The sequence below is a fragment of the Haloarcula amylolytica genome, assembly GCF_049705545.1.
GTDB classification, from domain to species: domain Archaea; phylum Halobacteriota; class Halobacteria; order Halobacteriales; family Haloarculaceae; genus Haloarcula; species Haloarcula amylolytica_B.
In genome coordinates, this window is sequence record NZ_JBNAMU010000001.1 from 720,429 (window position 1) to 738,211 (window position 17,783).

A 17,783-nucleotide genomic window follows, 5' to 3' on the forward strand; every position below is an offset into this window, starting at 1 on the left:
AAATGGCGAATACGACAGACGGCCGGCCGTCGAGCAAAGTCGCTCGACTCATCGACGAGTACGAACTCGATGGACTCGGTGCGGAGATGGAGGCTCGCTGGACCGGTGACGGTGAAGAGCGAATGAGCCTCCGGGATCTCGCGGAGTTCTTCAACAAACGCCTCCTCGAACGCGCGCTAGTCGATGCGGGCCTGAGCGCGCTCGAAAGCGACGTGGAATCGACCTACGAGAACCTCACCGGCGACGACATCAGCACCGGCGTTCGGACTGACACCGTCAACCGACTCGAACGCAACGGCGTCGACGTCGACAGCCTCGAAACCGATTTCGTCACCTACCAGGCCATCCGGTCGTATCTGAAGGAGTGGCGGGGCGCGGAGTACCAGGGGCTGTCCGACGACGAGAAAATAGAGAAAGATCTCGAAAGCATTCAGCGGCTACTGACACGAACGCTGTCGGTCACCGACCAGCGCATCGAGAAACTGCGCGACACGGGCCGCATCGACATCGACGATTTCGAGGTGTTCCTGGACGCGCAGGTGCTGTGCCAGTCGTGTGGCAGCCAGTACGCCGTCGCGGAGTTCTTCGAACAGGGCGGCTGTGAGTGTCAGCAGGACTGAGCCGTCACCATAGCACGCTATTTAAATAAAACAGCGTAGCCGTAACAATGCCAAATATGCAAACAACCGAATACAGTTGTGGAACGCAACAAACTAGAATGGAATTATCAATGGGCGGCTACGGAGATTGTATCACGCCGCTACCTCGGAAACCCGTCACCTGGGTCACACAGGGCTGAAGCATCCGGCACTCGAGGACTGAGATATGAACCCAGCCGAACTACGGGCGTCGATCCCGGCACTCGAACGGTGTACGTACTTCAACACGGGGGCAAGCGGACCGACGCCGCGCCCCGTGGTCGACGCCGCGACGGCGTTTCTCGAACGGCACGCTTTCGATGCACCTGCCGGCGACGGCCCCTATACGGTTGCGTGGGACGCTATTGCGGCGGCCCGCGAGGTCGTCGCAGGCCACGTCGGAACCGAGGCCGCCAACGTCGCGTTCACTCGCAGTACCGCTGACGGAGTCAACATGGTCGCCGGCGCAATCGACTGGCAGCCCGGCGACGTGGTGGTCCGGACCGACCTCGAACATCCCGCCGGCACGCTTCCGTGGGACCGGCTGGCCGACACCCACGACATCGAGGTCCGCGTGCTGGAGACCGACAGCGGACGGCTGGACATGGCAGATGTGAAAGACGCCGTGGCCGACGCCAGACTGGTCGCACTGAGTTCGCTCACCTGGACACACGGGACCAGACTCCCGGTTGCGGATGTCGTCGATGCGGCTCACGACGCCGGTGCGCAGGTGCTCGTCGACGCCGTCCAGTCCGTCGGGCAACACCCCGTCGACGTGACCGAGTGGGGTGCGGATTTCGTGGCCGCGGCGGGCCACAAGTGGCTGCTGGGGGTCTGGGGCGGCGGGTTCCTCTACGTCGATCCGGACGCCTACGACCGACTGCGCCAGACTCGCATCGGCTACCGGAGCGTCGAGAACCCCGGTGCGGACGGATACGAGTACTACCCGGGCGCGCGCCGATTCGAGGTCGGCACCACCTCACCGGTCCCGTACGTCGCGCTCGCGAACGCCATCGAGACGGTCGAGGCCGTCGGGTTCGATACGATCCAGTCCCGTGTCGAACGGCTGACCGACCGGCTCAAGGACGGCCTCGGCGACCGACTGCTGAGCCCCCGCGAGTACGAGTCGGGGCTCGTGACGTTCACTGCCGACGATCCCGAGGCGACCGTCGAGCGACTCGCTGCGGACGGGATCGTCATCAGAGCGCTGCCCCACCCCAAGGCGCTCCGGGCGTCTGTCCACGCGTTCAATACGGCTGACGACATCGACCGCTTGCTCGACGCGCTGTAGTTCTCACAGTGTCCCCGTCCGGCTGTGGCCTCTACTGCCCCGGGACTTTCTTGCCCCGGCCAGCCGTTCACGCTCGTATGGAGACACGCCCTGTCGTGACGTGCTTCCTGCGTAGCGAGGGCGAGGTGTTGCTGTTGCGCCGGAGTGATGCAGTCGGCTCGTATCGGGGCCAGTGGAGTGGGGTCGCGGGACACGTCGCCGACGACGCCGGGCGAGATCGGGACCCGGAGACGGCCGCACGGGCCGAAATCGACGAGGAGACCGGGCTGGTCGACGCGGTGACACTCGTCCGGCAGGGCGACTCGTTTCAGGTCGCGGACGGCGACCGAGGCGTTCGATGGGTCGTCCACCCGTTCCTGTTCGACTGCGAGGCCCGCACAGTCGCGACTAACGAAGAGACGACCGAGACTGCGTGGGTCCACCCACCCGAGATCCTGTCGCGCGAGACCGTCCCGCGACTGTGGACCTCCTGGGACCGCGTTCGGCCGCGGATCGCGACCGTGCGCGAGGACCGAACCCACGGCTCGGCGTGGCTGTCGCTCCGGGCACTGGAGGTGCTGCGCGACGAGGCCGCCCTGGCTGACGCCGGGCGGACCGACGACCTGGAGGCGGCCGAGCGGGACGGCGACGACTGGGATTCGCTCGCCGCCCTCGCCGCTGAAATCCGCGAAGCGCGCTCCTCGATGGTCGTCGTCGCGAACCGTCTCAACCGAGCGATGGACGCCGTCACCGACGAGTCGCCGGTGGCCGTCGAGCGGGCCGCGACCGAGACGCTGAACCACGCGGTGACCGCCGACCGCGTCGCCGCCGCCGTCGCGGCCGAGCACGTCGGTGACCGCCTCGCTACGCTGTCTCGCTCTGGGACAGTCCGTGCAGTCGTCGACGCCGCTGCCCCAGCGGCCGTGCTCGTCGCCGAGTCACGGCCCGGCGGTGAAGGCGTCGGCGTCGCCGAGACGCTTGCTGATAGCACTGCGGTGACGCTGACCACCGATGCGGCGTTCGGTCACGAACTGGAAGCCTGGGCTGCTGATACGCTCGTGGTCGGAGCCGACCGCGTCCTCCCGGACGGTCGCGTGGTCAACAAGGTCGGCACCCGCTCGGCGGCGCTGGCAGCGGCCGCCGCGGACACGGACTGTTACGCCGTCTGTGCCACGGACAAGGTCGCACCACGCGCTGAGTGGGACCGGGAGGAACGCGACTCCCGGGAGGTGTACGACGGCGACGCCGACTTGGCCGTCGAGAATCCCACATTCGATCTGACGCCGGCGTCGGCGGTGACGGTCGTCACGGAACGCGGCGTTCTGGCGACGGACGATATCGCGGATATCGCTGACGCCCACCGGGACCGGAGCGAATGGGCCGAACGCGGGTAAAATTCGAGATGCGCGGGCGCTCGCTCACTGCTCGTCCAGTACGACTGGGACGCCGGCTTCCGCCACGTCGGCGGCGAACTCGCGGGAATCGGCTTCGAGGTTCGAGAAGGTGTTGTAGTGGACCGGTAACACGAGATCCGGCTCGATAGTCGCGGCCAGCGAGGCGGCCTCGTGGCGGTCCATGGTCGCCCGCGGGCCGATGGGCGGACACAGCAGCGAGACTTCTAGCGTCCGGTGGCCCGGAAGCACGTCCGAATCGCCGGGGTAGAACGCTCTGGTCCCCTCGACGGCGACCATGAAACCACAGCCGAAGCCCTCCGGGTGGTAGGGCGTTCCGTCGGGGAGCGTATGCGGTCCGTCGGGTTCGTTGTACGCCGGCGTCGACCAGATCGGCACGTCCTCGACCGTCGTTTGTGATTTCATGCCGACCTCGACAACGTCGTAAGGCAGCGAGGACAGCGGCGGGAGGTCCCGGTCGCCGACGCGCTCATCGATACCCTCGTAGGCAACGACTGTGGCGTCCTCGCTTGCGACCCGCTCGATGCCGTCGGGGTCGTAGTGGTGGACGTGTGTCACACAGATCACGTCGCCGTCCTCCGGTCGATAGTCGCTGCTCGGCGGATGGCCGATACCGTCCGCGTGGGGTTCCCACTCGCCGGTGAGCACGCCGTACCGGCCCGGATCGACGTACACCACCGTGTCGTCGCCGGCGAACCGGAGCGTCGCGTACCCCAGCCAGTCGACGGTCAGCCCGTCGTGTCGAACTGTCATTAGGTGCCCGTACACGCTACATCCTGAATAAGGCCGCTACTCGTCGGCGTCGTCCCCAGTCAGAAGCTATACCCGGCCACTGTTCGTTGGACTTCCCGTGCGAAACTTCCACATCACGACGGTCTGGGGGATCCCGATCCGGGTCAACGTCTCGTTGCTGATCTTCCTGCCGGTGCTGGCCTGGATTATCGGCAGCGGGGCCCAGATATCGGTGTATGCCGGTATCGTCAGCGCCCTCTCCGGCGTGACGCTCGACCTCACGGTGCTGACCGCGGGCCAGACGCCGTGGGTTATCGGCACCGCCGCGGCGGTGGGCCTGTTCGCCAGCGTCGCCCTCCATGAACTCGGGCACGCCTGGGCGGCGATGCGCTACGGTCTCCGCGTCGAATCGATTACCCTCTGGATTCTCGGCGGCCTCGCCAGCCTCGAATCCATGCCCAAGGAGTGGAACCGGGAGCTCGTCATCGCGCTGGCCGGCCCGGCCGTGAGTATTCTGACTGGCATCGCCTGCTACGCCGCGCTGTTTGCTCTGCCGGCGAGCGCACAGGTGACGCTGTTCATCGTCGGCTGGCTGGCCGTCACCAATCTCTTTCTGGCCGTGTTCAACATGTTGCCTGCGTTCCCGATGGACGGCGGCCGCGTCCTTCGGGCGCTGCTCGCGCGAAAGCGGCCCTACGCGACGGCGACCCGTATCGCCGCTCGAATCGGCACCGGGTTCGCCGTGCTGTTCGCCGTCGTCGGCGTCATGTCGTTTAGCCCGATGTTGCTGCTACTCGCGCTGTTCGTCTACGGTGCTGCGTCGAGCGAATCCCGCACGGTTGCCCTGGCCGCCCTGCTGGAAGGGCTGACCGTCGACGACGTGGCCAGCCCGCTCGACGCGACTATCGAGGCCAGCGCCACCATTGAGGACCTCGTCGACCGGATGTTCGCAGACCGGCGGACGGAGTTCGCGGTCACACGCGGCGGCGACGTGGTCGGCGTCGTCACGGTCGGCGATTTCAGGGAACTCTCGAAGGCCGAACGCGAGGCCGACACCGTCGCCGACCTGATGGAGACCGACCTGCCGCGCTTTGTCTCGGAGAAGGCCGCCTTCGACGCGCTCGTCGAACTCGATACCGCCAGAGCCACCGCCGCTTTCGTCGACGGTCCCGAGGGGACCCGTGTGGTCTCCCGGGAAGACTTCTCCAGCGCGATGGAGATGCGGCGGCTCGTCGGGTCGCCGGAACCGTTCTAACACAGCGTTTAATCGTTCGAATATGGCCTCTACTAACTAGAAGGCTCTACCTGAAGCCGGCTGGACAACCCGGGCGAACCGGGACTTTCCGATTCTGTGCGGAGACAACACCAGAACCAGATACGCCCCCTCCTGACTGTCGGTACACCCAAGAGGGGGCCACATACACTACTGGACAATGCAATCCGGGCTCGTCGATCTGTTCGTCGACCTCGTCGGGACAGACCCGCTGATAAACGGCCTCGTCGGCGGGGTCATCATCGCCACGATGAACCTCTTCGGCGCGTCGCTCGTGCTGGTCTGGCGTGACCCCTCGGAGCGGGCGCTGGACACGGCGCTCGGGTTCGCCGCTGGCGTGATGCTTGCCGCCGCGTTCACGAGCCTCATCATCCCCGGTATCGAGGAGTATTCGGGCGGGAACCCGATTCCGACGCTCGTCGGTGTCGCACTGGGGGCGCTGTTTCTCGACCGGGCGGATGGACTCGTCCCACACGCCCACTACCTCCTGACCGGGAGCCGGCGGTCGGACGCCGCCAACCCCAGCCAGGACCTCTCGATTGACGAATCCAAACTGACTGGCGTCATCCTGTTTATCCTCGCGATCACGCTGCACAACATTCCCGAAGGCCTGGCCGTCGGCGTCGGCTTCGGCGCAGCCGCCGGCGACCCGCTCCGGATCGGGGGCGCACTCTCGCTGATGCTCGCCATCGGCATCCAGAATATCCCCGAGGGGCTGGCCGTCTCCGTCGCAGCGATCAACGCTGGCCTGGACCGTCGGCTCTACGCCGTCTTCACCGGGATTCGCTCCGGTGTCGTGGAAATCCCGCTTGCGGTGCTTGGTGCTGTCGCCGTCGTGACCGTCGAACCGCTCCTGCCCTATGCAATGGGCTTTGCGGCGGGCGCGATGCTGTTCGTGATCTCCGACGAGATAATCCCCGAGACCCACCAGCGCGGCTACGAGCGCGTCGCGACGCTCGGACTGATGGCGGGCGTCATCGTCATGCTGTACCTGGATATCGCGCTCGCAGCTTGAGTCCTGTTTCGTATCTGCTATTCCTCGTAAGGCCAGTTCGGGTCACGGTCGAGGCCGGTCGGCTCCTCGCAGTCCCCGGCCTCGTCGGGGGAACACGCCCCGTGTTCGCGGAAGTTCTCGCGCGCTTCCGTCAGTGACACGTGGTTCGTATCGCTGACGAACTCCGCGTCGCCGAACTGGATGGGGTCGTCGAGCCAGTGACACACCGGACACATCTCGTATGACCCGGGCCGGCCCTCCGGGAGCGTCTGGTAGCCACAGCACGGGCAGTAGCCGAGCTCCCGTGCGGCTGGATTCCCGGGCGTCTCGGTTGACATGTTTCGTGGTATGCGTCTTCACACCATAGAATTACCGAACCATAGCGGCGAATAACTGTCAACGAGAGTTACAGACTACTCCGATTGCGCGTCTTCGACCTTCCCTGCGTACTCCTCCAGTTCGGCGGCCAGTTCGCGGGCCTGGGCCGCCGACAGCGTCACCGAGTCCGCGTGGGGCTTCACCGCGTCGAGGTCGGTGTTGTCCATCTCTAACTGGAGTTCGACGTGGTCCGGGTTCTTTCGCGGCGCGGTCACGTTCAGCACGGCCAGGGCCTCCTCCTCGAAGCCGTGGCCCTCTACCTCACCGTCGAGCAGGTCGAAGGTCGTGTACGCGTTGACCTTCATGATGCGGTCGACCATACCCCCTTTTCGCCGGCCGGAGACTTAACGCTCGTTACTCGGCCGCGATTACGCCCTCGTATCCGACTCGCTCGGCGTCCGCCGCCGCGCGGTCGATGGCCCCGTTGAGGTCAAACTCCCTGACGATGTCCCCGTCACGAATCAGTGGTTCCAGTAGCGATTCGGCGTCCTCCGGCGCGTCGCGGTCGGACAGGCCGATGTGGTGGCCGCCGTCGGCGGTACGGTACACCGATTTTGTGCCGGTGAGCTTCCCCCGCTTGGCCGCCGGCTCGCCGTCCAGTTCGACGATGTCCAGCGCGAAGTCCAGCGGATCGGCGTTGGCGACGTAGCCCCCGACGCCGAAGCCGTCGGCCACGTCCCGTAGCTCCCGCATGGTTGCCGGGGTGATACCGCCAGAGAGGAACAGGTCCACGTCCTCGTGGCCGTAGGCGTCCAGCGTCCAGCGAACCTCCCGGACGATGTGGCGGAAGTCCCCGCGGCGGGATCCGGTCGTGTCCAGTCTGACGCCCGCGAGGTCGTCGACAGCTTCCGCCGCGCGGAGGGCTTCGTCGGTCTCGTCGCTGTAGGTGTCCGTCAGCGCGATGCGCGGCGTCTCTTCCGGAACAGCGGCGTCGAAGGCCTGCCACGCTTCTTCCTGATTCCCGCGGCCGAAGCAGATCATGAGCGCGTGGGGCATCGTCCCGCCGGCCTCCCGGCCGATGACCTCGCCAGCAGCGACGTTCGAGATACCGTCGAGACCGCCCAGCAGCGCCGACCGCTCGATCATCGCCGCTATCGACGGGTGGACGTGACGCGAGCCAAAGGAGAGCACCGTCGACTCCGGTGCGGCGTAGCGGGCCTCTAGTGCCCGCGTCGCGGTGCCTGTCGGATGCGAGAGAAAGCCAAGGAGCGCCGTCTCTAGGCGACAGAACTCCCGGTACGACCCCTCGATTCGCATTACCGGGCCCCCGTCGAACAGTTGGCCTTCGGGGAGCGCGTCAACGTCGACGCTCCGTCCTTCAAGCAACTCGGCGGCGTCTTTCAGCCCCGCCAGCAGTTTCCACTGGCCCGTCGCGAACTGGTTCGCCGTCACTTCGGCGACCACGTCCGGGTTCTTGCCTGCGTGTTCCAGCGCCTCCATCGTCCGGTCGAAGTAGGCGTCGGTCGCCCGCCCCTCGCGAATCGCCTCTGGCGAGACGACATCGAACTCCTCGGTCATAACACGGTGTTTTCAGTGTGGCGAAAAAAGCGGTCCGGTCGGCGACCGGCCCTCAGGACTCCGCTGGCTGGTGAATCTCGTCGAGGTCGCTCACTGTCGGCCCGTTGACGATACGGACGGTTTTGTCGGACCGGACGACGCGGAAGGCGTCGTTGAACTGGTCGTCGGCCGGGACGACGTAGACGTTGCTTCGGGGCTGGCTGGCGTCGTGTTCCTCGGTCAGTGCCGCCCGATACGCCTGTGCGAACTCGCTGGCGTCCTCCTCAGTATCCCAGCGGGTCTCCCAGACGTACCCGTAGCCGCCGGAGCCGTTGCGGTAGGGCACGACGAGATCACCGCCCCAGCCCGCCGAGATCTCGCTCTCGTAGCTGTAGCGGTCGCCCTCTGTCTGGCCGTTGTGGTACATCATCGCGTAGATCGACGTTTCCCCGACCGTGTCGCCGACCGGGTCGTGGTCGAAGCGGCTCCACTCGTCGGACGAGCGGTCCGCGACGCTGACGTTCACGGGTTCTTCGCCGGGATACTTCTCAGGGTGGAGCACCTGCTCGGTGCTGTCGGGGAAGTCGTCGTGGAGGGCGTCGACGGCGTCCCAGCCACCATCAGAGCGCACTTGGTCGATGAACCGCGGCCCGGTGACGTAGGGCTGGTAGAGGACGGTGAACAGCCCCTCGTTGTAGCTCGGTTCCTGGCTGTCGCCGTCTCCGTCGCTGCTGCTTCCTCCGTCGTCACTGGGCCGGTCGGGGAGCGCGATACAGCCCCAGCCGTCACCACAGCGGCGCTCGTAGAGGACGCGGACGTAGTTGGCCTCGCCCTCGGTGACACCCTGCCGTGACAGTTGCGTGTCCTGCGTTTCCGCGGAGCCGTTCAGCCCGAAGTGCTGGTCCTGCAGGGCGTGAACGAGTTCGTGTGAGAGCGTCCGACGGTCGATCTGTGGCGTCTCCGTCGGGCTGACGATGACGATCTCGTCCTGGCTCGGCGAGTAGTAGCCCTGGACCGTCGTCGAGAGCGTGTCGTCGATTTCGTCACTGCTGCCGGAGTCCTCGCCGATGAGTAAGAGCGCTTCCCACACCTGGTCGTTCCAGGGGTCTTGTGGACGACTGCTACCGCCGCTGCCGTTGCCCCCCGAGCGGTTCTGGTACTCCGCTCGGGAGATGACCGAAACCGGGACCGGCTCTTTGAACTCCAGGCCGCGGACCTGCTCGACGCGGGCCATCGTCCGGGCGACGACAGCCTCGCGCTCGCTCTTGTTCAGTCCGTCGTCGGTCGTCACCGTCACCGAATCGTCGTACCAGTAGCCGTTCTCGTAGCCGATTGCGTCCTCACCGGTCGGTGTCTCGGGGTGATCGCTGCCGCCGAAAGACGGGACCGTACAGCCCGCCAGGACGACCGCCAGCGCAATGAGCAGTTCCTTACGCATCGTGGACCTCGTCGAGTTCGTCGACCGTCGGCGCGTTCACGACGGTGACCGTGTCCCCGTCGACCCTGACGGAGACAGCGTCGGTGTAGGGGCTGTCTTCCTCGATGACCCAGTGGCCTTCTGTGGTTCTGGTGCCGCCCCAGTGGGCGATGACCGCCGCCCAGGCGTCGGCGAACTCACGGGCGTCGGCCTCGCTGGCCCAGGTCGTCCTCCAGACGTAGGCCGTCTCGTCGCCGTCGCCGTAGACGTGCATCCGGCCACCCGTCCAGCCGTCGGTGGCGGGCAGGTCATAGTTGTACGGGTCGTCGCTGTCCAGCGACCCGTCCTCGTAGTTGATGACGTCACGCGTCTGGACCACGCTCGACTCGTTGTAGTCATCGGCGATGGTGTACGCCATCGACCCGGCGATGGCAGAGGGGCCGACGACGGCGTAGTCGGGCCGGTCCCGGTCAGTCGAGGGTCTGACCCGCTCCCAGTCGTTGCTGGACCGGTCCGCAAGCGAGACTGATTCGGGTTCCCACTCGGGGTAGCGCTCGGGGTAGGTCACTTCGGCGGCCCCGTCGGGGTAGTCGTCGTAGGCGTCATTGACAGCACTCCAGCCGCCGCGTTCCCGGAGAGTTCCGACCAGCCCGGGACCGTCGCTGTAGGGGAAATACTGCATGAAGTTGATGCCGAAGTGACGGTCGCCGCCGCCACCGCTACTCTGGGCGGGCCTGTCGATACAGCGCCACTCCCCGCCACAGCGGTCGGTGTACGTCTGGGTGACGGCGACGGCGTCGCCTTCGACCAATCCGTTCCGACCCTGCACCTGGTCCCGCGTCCGCGCGTCACTTTCGAGACCGAAGTGCTGGTCCTGCAGCGCGTGGACGAGTTCGTGGGCCAGCGTCCCCCGGCTTATCGTCGGCGTTTCGGAATCGCTGACAATGACGATTTCACCGCGCTGGCTGCTGTAGTAGCCCAGAACGCTCTCGCCGCGGTTGCTGCTCTGGACGGCGATGGAGTCGCGGTCCTCGCCGACGAAAAACAGCGCCTCGAACTTCACGTTGTCAAACCGACGCAGCGAATCGCCGGTTTCGCCGCCGGTGCTGTTGCGGTACTCCGCCCGTGAGACGACGGACACCGTGACCGTCTCTTCGAACTCCAGGCCGCGAATCCGCTCGACGCGGGCCATCGTTCGTGCAATGACGGCTTCCCGCTCTGTCTCGTTCAGTCCGTCCTCCGTTGTCACCGACAGCGACTCGTTGTACCAGTAGCCGTTCTCGTAGCCCAGCCGGTCCGTCTCAGGCGCTGCCGGGGCGGAGCTGTTGCTCCTGTAGTCGGTCGCGGGTTCGCTGGGAGTCAGGTCGTCGCCACCGGTCTCCGTCTCGGGCGACGCACTGGGTGCCTGACAGCCCGCCAGTAACAGCACAACAGCACAGAGAACGACGAGGGCGAAAGGGCGGCGCATCTACCGTTAGGAAGGTCACCACAGTAAAAAGTCACACGCTAGTCGTGAGATTGTTCGTCGGTCGGAGACAGCGTTCCAACTCTCCGTGTTTGCTTCCGCCTTCCACAAACAACCGTCGGAGTAACTTTCGTAGTCAACCCAACCCAACACCCGATATGGAACTCGACCCAGCACAGACCGCCCTGGTCGTCGTCGATATGCAGAACGGCTTCTGTCATCCCGACGGGAGCCTCTACGCACCGGACAGCGAAGCGGCCATCGAGCCCTGCGCCGAACTCGTCGACCGTGCCCGCGAGGCCGGCGCGACGGTCGTATATACCCGCGACGTGCACCCGCCCGACCAGTTCGAGGACACCCACTACTACGACGAGTTCGACCGGTGGGGCGAGCACGTCGTCGAGGGTTCGTGGGAGACCGAACTCGTCGAGGACCTCGACCCAGAGGACGATGACTTGGTCGTCGTCAAGCACACGTACGACGCCTTCTACCAGACTGAACTGGAGGGGTGGCTCGACGCCCACGGCATCAAGGACCTGGCTATCTGTGGGACGCTCGCGAACGTCTGTGTGCTCCATACGGCCTCCAGCGCCGGTCTGCGCGACTATCGCCCGATCCTCGTCGAGGACGCCGTCGGCTACATCGAGGACGACCACCGCGAGTACGCCCTGGAGCACGCCGACTGGCTGTTCGGTGAGGTGACCGAGCGCGACGAGATTACGCTCGCCTGACGGATGGGTGCCGACCCCGTTCGCGGCGACGTCGCCGAGGTGGAGGACGGCCCAGAGTACGACCTCGACTTTCGCGACCATCCCGAGCGCTACCGGTACACATCCGACGAGCAGGGGGCGTTTAAAATCGAGCCTTACAAGAGCGAACTCCTGCCCGAGTGGACAATCAAAACCAGCGAGGACGCGGCGGCCGCCGCCGAGTCCATCCGCGACCGCTACCGCGAGTACCGCGACGTCGGGGACTTCGTCGGGATGGACATGGCCCGCAAATACCTCCAGATGGGCTGGACGCGGGCGATGCGCTACGCGAAATACCCCGGCGGACAGAAATATGTCGACGGCGAGCAGCGCGACCCCCAGGAGTGGTACGACCCGGAGAAACGCGAGATAGCCCTGACGTACAAGGAGCACCTCGACGCGGTCCGTTCGGACCCGGCCTACGAAGAAGCGAAACAGGCCCACGCAGAGCGGTACGGGGAGTCGTAGCTACGCGGAGTTGTCGCAAGCCGCGGCCCGTTCGACGGTCACGCGTACCTCGTCGCCGACGGACAGGTCGATATCCTCGCCGACGAGCTTCGCCCCGAAGCGCTCGCGGCCACAGAACAGCGCGATACCGGTTATCGGCTCGCCGTTTGCCAGGACGGTCAGGCCGTCCCACGCGACCGTGCGGCCGTCCGCTGTCCCGACGCGCTGGCCCGCGAGGGCCGCGGCGTCGGTTCCGTCACGGTCCAGCAGCCCGCCACCGGAGTAGTGCGGGAGCCCGCCGTCGAGGACTCCGGAATCGCCGCCGTCGGCGTCGTTGGCGATACCGACGAAGGACTCGCCCGGTGTCGGATGGGCAGGCTCGTCCAGCCGTACCCAGGTTTCGCCGGCTTCCGCGACGGTGCCGGTCCCGTCCCAGGACAGCGGCGTCACGTCCACTGCCACGTCGACCGGCAGCGACCCCGACGCCCGGTAGGGGTTCGTGTCTGGGGCCCGGAAGCCGAGATGGATGTGGTTCGGGACCCACGGGGCGAAAAAGCCCGCCCGGACCAGTTCTCCGAGGTCGTCGCCGACGGTAACCGTCTCACCGGGTTCGACGGCCGGGTCGACGTGCAGCAGCCGTGCTACGGTGTCGCCAGTATCGACCAGGATAAGGTGGTCGTGTTCGGCGGCGTAGGCCTTCGGCGGGGCCCGGACCGTTTTCGTGTCCAGCACCTCCCCGGCCACCGGCGACGGCGCGCGCTCGCCGTCGGGGTAGAGGTCGATGGCACACCCCTCGTCGTGGGCGTCGAACGGCGAGTTGTACAGGGAAAAGCGGTAATACTGAAAGAGTACGTCTCGCGGTATCGTGACGGCCATCGGCGGCGATTAGGCGTGTGTCGGTATGGCTCTGTCGCCCGAGGGTTCAAGACCCATACCGAGGCCACCGCTTCGTGTGCGCTGACGACGACCGCGGCGGGGGCAGCGGGAGCGCGACACGTCCCATCGCGATAGCTGTGTGTCGCCTGCTCGCTACCTACCGCTGTGGGGCTTGCAGTTGCTGGACCGCCGGACCGCTTTAGCCCCGTGAGTCCGTACAGCCCGACTATGCGTCTGCTACGGGGCCGCGCCGCCGACCCCGAAACCGACTTCCAGCGGACCCGCAAGATGGCGGAGACGGTCGCCGAAGACCGCGAGCCAGCCCTGCGTGTCTGGCGACCGCACAGACAGGTCGCGTTCGGCCGCCGTGACACGAACAACGACGGCTACGAGCGAGCGCGCCGGGCCGCTCACGACCGGGGGTACACCGTCATCGAGCGCGCGGTGGGGGGTCGCGCTGTCGCCTACACCGGGTCGACCGTCTCGTTTTCCCTCGCCGTCCCGACTGAGAACCCGCGAGGGACTATCGATGACCGCTACGAGTGGGCCAAGGCCGCTGTGAAGCGCGCGCTCGACGACTGCGGAATCACCGCTCGGACGGGTGAACCCGACGCCTCCTTCTGTCCGGGAAGCCACTCGCTTCAGGCCGACGGCAAAATCGCGGGCCTCGCCCAGCGCGTCCGCCAGTCCGTCGCTGTCGTCGGCGGTATTGTCGTCGTCCGGGACCACGAGGCCATCGCTGAGGTGTTGGCTCCCGTCTACGAGGCGCTCGACGTTCCGTTCGATCCACAGAGCGTCGGGAGCGTCGCCAACGCTGGGGGGACCGACGACCCCGATCAGGTCATCGCGGCATTGGAGCGGTCGTTAGCCGACGGGCGCGACGTATCGGTGACGGCCATCCGAGAGACTTAGGGGCGCGCCCGGCCGACTGGGCGTATGCTCATCCGTAACGCGACGCTGCCGGACGGCCACCAACGTGACGTCCGGGTGCGTGGCGAGTCCATCGTCGAAGTCGGCCGCGACCTCGACACATCCGACCAGCACGTCATCGAAGCGACCGGCAAACGCCTCTTTCCGGGGATGGTCGACGCGCACGTCCACTTCCGCCAGCCCGGCTACCCGCACAAGGAGACGTGGGAGACCGGCTCGCGGGCCGCGGCGGCCGGCGGCGTCACGACCGTCGTCGACCAGCCCAACACCGACCCGCCGACCATCGACGGCGAGGCGTTCGACCAGAAAGCCGAGTTCGCCGCTGACTCCGTCGTCGACTGGGGTATCAACGGCGGTGTCACGGCCGACTGGATTCCGAACGTCCTCCTGCGCCGTCGCCTGTTCGCACTCGGCGAGGTGTTTCTCGCGGACTCGACCGGCGACATGGGTATCGAGGCCGACCTGTTCGCCGACGCGCTGGAGGCCGCCGCCGACAACGACGTGCCGGTCACCGTCCACGCCGAGGACGCCGATTACTTCAACGACGACGCCAAGGCCCGTGACGACGCCGACGCCTGGAGCGCGTTCCGGACCGCGAAAGCTGAAGAAAAGGCCGTCGAGCGGGCCTGTGCTGTCGCAAAAGAGCACGACACGACGATTCACATCGCCCACACGTCCACGCCGGAGGGCGTCGACATCGCCAGCGAGGCTGGGATGACGACCGAGGTGACGCCCCATCACCTGTTGCTCTCCCGGCGCGACCTTTCCGAGTTGGGGACGTTTGGGAGAATGAATCCGCCACTACGCCGAGAGAAGCGCCGCCAGAAGCTCTACGAGCGCGTCGTCGACGGTACCGTCGACATGATCGCGACGGACCACGCGCCACACACCTGCGAGGAGAAAGACGCCAGCATCTGGGACGCGCCGTCGGGCGTCCCCGGCGTCGAGACAGTCCTGCCGCTCCTGCTCGCTGAAGCCCGAGACGCGGACAGCGGCCTCACCTACGGGCGCGTTCGTGACCTCACCGCACGCAACCCCGCCGACGTGTTCGGCCTGCCACAGAAGGGGGCTATCGAGGCCGGCAAGGACGCCGATCTCGTGCTCGTCGACACGACCGAGACGAGCGAGATCAACGGTGAGGCCCTGCACTCCAAGTGCGACTGGACGCCGTTCGAGGGGCGCGACGCGGTGTTCCCCGAGTGGACGATGGTCCGGGGAACGGTGGTCTACGAGCGCGGCGACGCGTTGGCTGACGATGCAACGCCGCAGGAAGACGTGTTCTACGACCACGGGGGGCAAAACGTCCGTGGCGCGGACAGCGAGCGGCTAGAGTAACGCCGCGACGACTGAGGTCCCGACCATTATTCCGCCGCCACCGCCACAGAGCCGGGCCATCGCCCGCCGGGAGTCGCGCTCGGTCCAGTTGCTTCGCGCGCCCATGTGTTCTTGCATGGCTTCGATGCCGCGGCCGGCGAGTATCGACCCCGACCAGCCCAGCAGGCCGAAGCCGAACACGAGCGCGCCGAGGGCGAACACCGTCGCTTCACTCGACCGCGCATCACCAGTGTAGAGCGTCCACCCCGCCATTCCGAGGCCGCCAAGCACCAGACCAACGACCAGGCCACTCCCCACCAGTCGCGCCCGGGCCGCGACGTACTGCCGGAGTCGGGGTGGGTCACCGCTGGGGGCCATCAGTCGACCGCTTCGCGCATCCGGGGGTCGAGCGCGTCGCGCATCCCGTCGCCGAGCAGATTGAACCCCAGGACGGTGATGGCGAGGAACAGCCCCGGGAAGAAAGAGAGCCACCACTCACCAGTCAGGAGGCCGTTCTCGACGCCACGGGAGAGCATCAGTCCCCACGATGGTGTCCCCGCCTGCGCGCCGAACCCGAGGAAGGACAGCGCCGCGAGGTCGATGATGGCGAGCCCGAAGTTCAGCGTCGACTGGACCGTGATGGGCGCGAGCGTGTTCGGCAGGATGTGCCGGACGAGAATCCGAGGGTCGGTCGCGCCCAGCGCAACCGTGGCGTCGACGTACTCGTCTTCGAGCACTTTGAGCGCAGCCCCGCGGACGACCCGGGCGAACCGCGGCGTGTACACCAGCACGAGCGCCACCACGGCCCGCCAGAGCCCGAGGTCCCGCGGGAAGATGGCGACCAGCGCGAGCGCGAGCAGTAGCGGCGGAAACGCCAGTAGTACGTCCATCGTCCGCATGATGACGTTGTCGGTCACGTCGCCGTAGTACGCCGCAATAATCCCCAGTCCGACACCGACGGTGGTCGAGGTACCGACGGTAATCGTCCCGAACTTCAGGGCCAGCCATGCCCCGTACAGACTCCGCTTGTAGATGTCCCGGGCCGCCGCGTCCGTGCCGAACAGCTGCTGGTTCGCGGGCGCGGGACCGAGCCAGCCCGGCGGCGCGCGGTCAGTGATTTCGGTGCCGAGTTGTGAGCTGGTAAGCGCGCCGAAGTCGTAGGTCACGCGGGCGTAGACGGCGATAGCGGCCATGCCGAGGATGATTGTCAGCCCGACGACGGCGAGGCGGTTCGTCAGCAGGTCGGCGAGGAATGGGGACGCCCGCAGGCGTCCCAGCGTGCCCCGTGTCTCGGTGTCCGTACTCATTGTTGAATCCGTGGGTCGAGGTAGCTGTAGGTGACGTCGACGAAGAGGTTGACCAGCGTGAACAGCAACGCGAAGGTGAGGACCGTTCCCTGCACGACCGGGTAGTCCGAGACGCCGATGGCGGTGACGATAGTCAGCCCCATCCCGTTGATACCGAACACGGTCTCGGTCAGGACCGCCCCACCGAGCAGCGTCCCGAACTGGATGCCGATGACGGTGACGACCGGGATCAGCGCGTTTCGGAACCCGTGTTTCATCAGCGTGATCTTCGCGCCCTGGCCCTTCGCCCGCGCGGTCCGGATGTAGTCCTGGCGGATGACTTCGAGCATCGAGGAGCGCATCATCCGCGAGATGAGCGCCGTCGAGTAGACGCCGATGACCACCGCCGGCAGGAACAGGTGATGGGCCGCCGAGAGGAACGCCTCGGTGTTCCCCAGCAGGATCGTATCGACCGTTATCATCCCGGTCAGCGGTAGCTCACGGCCGAACAGCGTCCAGGTCTCGGGCAGGAACAGCGTCGAGTCGATGCGGCCGCTGGTCGGGAACACGTCGAGGTACGTCGAGAACAGCAGGATGAGCAGGGGCCCGGACCAGAATATCGGGACCGAGATACCCGTCAGCGCCCCGATTCGGGTGACGTGGTCCGTCAGCGAGTCCTGCTTGACTGCGGAGATGATGCCCAGCGGGATGCCCAGCAGGATGCCCGCCGCCTGGCCGTAAATCGCCAGTTCGAGCGTGATGGGGAGCCGGTCGGCGATGACCGAGCGGACGCTGTTCCCCCGGCTGATACTGTAGGACTGGCCGAAGTCGAACCGCGCCGCGTCCCACAGGAAGCTCAGGTACTGCTCCCACAGCGGCCGTCGAAGCCCGAGCTCCTGCCGTATCTGTTCGAGTTGCTCGGTCGACGCTCGCTGGCCGGCGATGACGATAGCCGGATCGCCCGGGGCCAGGTGGAGAATGGCGAACACGACCGACGCCACGCCGAACAGCACCGGGACGAGCAACAGCAGCCGCTTGATGACGAACCGTGGCGGCACCACCGGTTCGACCAGCCTGAAGAGAAACTGTGTCCAGTTCATGCGGG

19 protein-coding genes are annotated in these 17,783 nt (G+C 66.5%); 9 read left to right on the forward strand and 10 right to left on the reverse strand.

The genetic code is table 11. The features are described from left to right. Nucleotides 1-2 precede the first annotated feature (2 nt). The 3 genes from rdfA to ACOZ4H_RS03875 all read left to right on the forward strand — a co-directional run bounded on the left by rdfA (nt 3) and on the right by ACOZ4H_RS03875 (nt 3,302). Nucleotides 3-620: a rod-determining factor RdfA gene (gene rdfA, locus ACOZ4H_RS03865; RefSeq protein WP_424328051.1), complete on the forward strand. Its 618-nt coding sequence runs from the start codon at nt 3-5 to the stop codon at nt 618-620. Between the two features lie 205 nt (nt 621-825). After that, nucleotides 826-1,929: an aminotransferase class V-fold PLP-dependent enzyme gene (locus ACOZ4H_RS03870; protein ID WP_424328052.1), complete on the forward strand. Its 1,104-nt coding sequence runs from the start codon at nt 826-828 to the stop codon at nt 1,927-1,929. A gap of 77 nt (nt 1,930-2,006) precedes the next feature. Beyond that, nucleotides 2,007-3,302 carry an NUDIX domain-containing protein gene (locus ACOZ4H_RS03875; RefSeq protein ID WP_424328053.1) on the forward strand — a complete coding sequence of 432 codons (1,296 nt, stop codon included), beginning with the start codon at nt 2,007-2,009 and terminating at the stop codon, nt 3,300-3,302. A gap of 24 nt (nt 3,303-3,326) precedes the next feature. On the opposite strand, the gene ACOZ4H_RS03880 is transcribed toward ACOZ4H_RS03875, so the two are convergent. Beyond that, nucleotides 3,327-4,073, reverse strand: a complete 747-nt coding sequence (locus tag ACOZ4H_RS03880) for an MBL fold metallo-hydrolase (protein WP_424328054.1) — start codon at nt 4,071-4,073, stop codon at nt 3,327-3,329. Between the two features lie 97 nt (nt 4,074-4,170). Between ACOZ4H_RS03880 and ACOZ4H_RS03885 the strand changes: the two genes are divergently transcribed. Together ACOZ4H_RS03885 and ACOZ4H_RS03890 are read left to right on the forward strand one after the other, a co-directional pair. Further along, nucleotides 4,171-5,307 (forward strand): site-2 protease family protein, encoded by a 1,137-nt coding sequence (locus ACOZ4H_RS03885; RefSeq protein ID WP_424328055.1) that lies wholly within the window; start codon nt 4,171-4,173, stop codon nt 5,305-5,307. Nucleotides 5,308-5,485: 178 nt separating this feature from the next. Then, nucleotides 5,486-6,340 carry a ZIP family metal transporter gene (locus ACOZ4H_RS03890; protein WP_424328056.1) on the forward strand — a complete coding sequence of 285 codons (855 nt, stop codon included), beginning with the start codon at nt 5,486-5,488 and terminating at the stop codon, nt 6,338-6,340. Nucleotides 6,341-6,357: 17 nt separating this feature from the next. Here the strand turns inward: ACOZ4H_RS03890 and ACOZ4H_RS03895 are convergent, their stop codons facing one another. From ACOZ4H_RS03895 to ACOZ4H_RS03915, 5 genes are all read right to left on the reverse strand, one after another. Beyond that, complete coding sequence (locus ACOZ4H_RS03895) at nt 6,358-6,657, reverse strand: CPCC family cysteine-rich protein (protein ID WP_058994207.1); 300 nt, start codon at nt 6,655-6,657, stop codon at nt 6,358-6,360. Between the two features lie 75 nt (nt 6,658-6,732). Further along, a complete protein-coding gene (locus tag ACOZ4H_RS03900) occupies nt 6,733-7,017 on the reverse strand; it encodes a DUF6360 family protein (protein ID WP_004590818.1) in 285 nt (94 codons plus the stop codon). A gap of 34 nt (nt 7,018-7,051) precedes the next feature. Then, nucleotides 7,052-8,215: a nicotinate phosphoribosyltransferase gene (locus ACOZ4H_RS03905; protein ID WP_424328057.1), complete on the reverse strand. Its 1,164-nt coding sequence runs from the start codon at nt 8,213-8,215 to the stop codon at nt 7,052-7,054. Nucleotides 8,216-8,267: 52 nt separating this feature from the next. Continuing rightward, nucleotides 8,268-9,632: an Hvo_1808 family surface protein gene (locus ACOZ4H_RS03910; protein ID WP_424328058.1), complete on the reverse strand. Its 1,365-nt coding sequence runs from the start codon at nt 9,630-9,632 to the stop codon at nt 8,268-8,270. Next, nucleotides 9,625-11,079, reverse strand: a complete 1,455-nt coding sequence (locus ACOZ4H_RS03915; RefSeq protein WP_424328059.1) for an Hvo_1808 family surface protein — start codon at nt 11,077-11,079, stop codon at nt 9,625-9,627. The genes ACOZ4H_RS03910 and ACOZ4H_RS03915 overlap by 8 nt, the downstream gene beginning before the upstream one ends. 155 nt (nt 11,080-11,234) lie before the next feature. On the opposite strand from ACOZ4H_RS03915, the gene ACOZ4H_RS03920 reads away from it, so the two are divergent. Beyond that, nucleotides 11,235-11,807, forward strand: coding sequence for a cysteine hydrolase family protein (locus ACOZ4H_RS03920; protein ID WP_424328060.1), 573 nt, complete (start codon nt 11,235-11,237; stop codon nt 11,805-11,807). Between the two features lie 3 nt (nt 11,808-11,810). After that, complete coding sequence (locus ACOZ4H_RS03925) at nt 11,811-12,293, forward strand: DUF4385 family protein (RefSeq protein WP_424328061.1); 483 nt, start codon at nt 11,811-11,813, stop codon at nt 12,291-12,293. On the opposite strand, the gene ACOZ4H_RS03930 is transcribed toward ACOZ4H_RS03925, so the two are convergent. Continuing rightward, complete coding sequence (locus tag ACOZ4H_RS03930) at nt 12,294-13,148, reverse strand: hypothetical protein (RefSeq protein ID WP_424328062.1); 855 nt, start codon at nt 13,146-13,148, stop codon at nt 12,294-12,296. A gap of 228 nt (nt 13,149-13,376) precedes the next feature. On the opposite strand from ACOZ4H_RS03930, the gene ACOZ4H_RS03935 reads away from it, so the two are divergent. Beyond that, entirely contained in the window at nt 13,377-14,060 is a 684-nt protein-coding gene (locus ACOZ4H_RS03935; RefSeq protein WP_424328063.1) for a lipoate--protein ligase family protein, read from the forward strand. A gap of 24 nt (nt 14,061-14,084) precedes the next feature. Then, nucleotides 14,085-15,413: a dihydroorotase gene (locus ACOZ4H_RS03940; RefSeq protein WP_424328064.1), complete on the forward strand. Its 1,329-nt coding sequence runs from the start codon at nt 14,085-14,087 to the stop codon at nt 15,411-15,413. Here ACOZ4H_RS03940 and ACOZ4H_RS03945 read toward each other — a convergent pair. The 3 genes from ACOZ4H_RS03945 to ACOZ4H_RS03955 are packed head-to-tail and all read right to left on the reverse strand — an operon-like array spanning nt 15,405 to nt 17,778. After that, entirely contained in the window at nt 15,405-15,770 is a 366-nt protein-coding gene (locus tag ACOZ4H_RS03945; protein ID WP_424328065.1) for a DUF7268 family protein, read from the reverse strand. The genes ACOZ4H_RS03940 and ACOZ4H_RS03945 overlap by 9 nt on opposite strands. Then, complete coding sequence (locus ACOZ4H_RS03950) at nt 15,770-16,699, reverse strand: ABC transporter permease (RefSeq protein WP_424328066.1); 930 nt, start codon at nt 16,697-16,699, stop codon at nt 15,770-15,772. The genes ACOZ4H_RS03945 and ACOZ4H_RS03950 overlap by 1 nt, the downstream gene beginning before the upstream one ends. Then, a complete protein-coding gene (locus tag ACOZ4H_RS03955) occupies nt 16,696-17,778 on the reverse strand; it encodes an ABC transporter permease (RefSeq protein WP_424328067.1) in 1,083 nt (360 codons plus the stop codon). Before ACOZ4H_RS03955 ends, ACOZ4H_RS03950 begins: the two co-directional genes overlap by 4 nt. Nucleotides 17,779-17,783 lie beyond the last annotated feature (5 nt).

What these genes read in the sequence shown, in the direction of transcription:
- ACOZ4H_RS03955 (WP_424328067.1), bottom strand. Translation starts at nt 17,778, where the DNA reads ATGAACTGGACACAGTTTCTCTTCAGGCTGGTCGAACCGGTGGTGCCG.
- ACOZ4H_RS03895 (WP_058994207.1), bottom strand. Translation starts at nt 6,657, where the DNA reads ATGTCAACCGAGACGCCCGGGAATCCAGCCGCACGGGAGCTCGGCTAC.
- ACOZ4H_RS03890 (WP_424328056.1), top strand. Translation starts at nt 5,486, where the DNA reads ATGCAATCCGGGCTCGTCGATCTGTTCGTCGACCTCGTCGGGACAGAC.
- ACOZ4H_RS03920 (WP_424328060.1), top strand. Translation starts at nt 11,235, where the DNA reads ATGGAACTCGACCCAGCACAGACCGCCCTGGTCGTCGTCGATATGCAG.
- ACOZ4H_RS03930 (WP_424328062.1), bottom strand. Translation starts at nt 13,148, where the DNA reads ATGGCCGTCACGATACCGCGAGACGTACTCTTTCAGTATTACCGCTTT.
- ACOZ4H_RS03880 (WP_424328054.1), bottom strand. Translation starts at nt 4,073, where the DNA reads ATGACAGTTCGACACGACGGGCTGACCGTCGACTGGCTGGGGTACGCG.
- ACOZ4H_RS03940 (WP_424328064.1), top strand. Translation starts at nt 14,085, where the DNA reads ATGCTCATCCGTAACGCGACGCTGCCGGACGGCCACCAACGTGACGTC.
- ACOZ4H_RS03925 (WP_424328061.1), top strand. Translation starts at nt 11,811, where the DNA reads ATGGGTGCCGACCCCGTTCGCGGCGACGTCGCCGAGGTGGAGGACGGC.
- rdfA (WP_424328051.1), top strand. Translation starts at nt 3, where the DNA reads ATGGCGAATACGACAGACGGCCGGCCGTCGAGCAAAGTCGCTCGACTC.
- ACOZ4H_RS03905 (WP_424328057.1), bottom strand. Translation starts at nt 8,215, where the DNA reads ATGACCGAGGAGTTCGATGTCGTCTCGCCAGAGGCGATTCGCGAGGGG.
- ACOZ4H_RS03950 (WP_424328066.1), bottom strand. Translation starts at nt 16,699, where the DNA reads ATGAGTACGGACACCGAGACACGGGGCACGCTGGGACGCCTGCGGGCG.
- ACOZ4H_RS03870 (WP_424328052.1), top strand. Translation starts at nt 826, where the DNA reads ATGAACCCAGCCGAACTACGGGCGTCGATCCCGGCACTCGAACGGTGT.
- ACOZ4H_RS03900 (WP_004590818.1), bottom strand. Translation starts at nt 7,017, where the DNA reads ATGGTCGACCGCATCATGAAGGTCAACGCGTACACGACCTTCGACCTG.
- ACOZ4H_RS03935 (WP_424328063.1), top strand. Translation starts at nt 13,377, where the DNA reads ATGCGTCTGCTACGGGGCCGCGCCGCCGACCCCGAAACCGACTTCCAG.
- ACOZ4H_RS03915 (WP_424328059.1), bottom strand. Translation starts at nt 11,079, where the DNA reads ATGCGCCGCCCTTTCGCCCTCGTCGTTCTCTGTGCTGTTGTGCTGTTA.
- ACOZ4H_RS03910 (WP_424328058.1), bottom strand. Translation starts at nt 9,632, where the DNA reads ATGCGTAAGGAACTGCTCATTGCGCTGGCGGTCGTCCTGGCGGGCTGT.
- ACOZ4H_RS03945 (WP_424328065.1), bottom strand. Translation starts at nt 15,770, where the DNA reads ATGGCCCCCAGCGGTGACCCACCCCGACTCCGGCAGTACGTCGCGGCC.
- ACOZ4H_RS03875 (WP_424328053.1), top strand. Translation starts at nt 2,007, where the DNA reads ATGGAGACACGCCCTGTCGTGACGTGCTTCCTGCGTAGCGAGGGCGAG.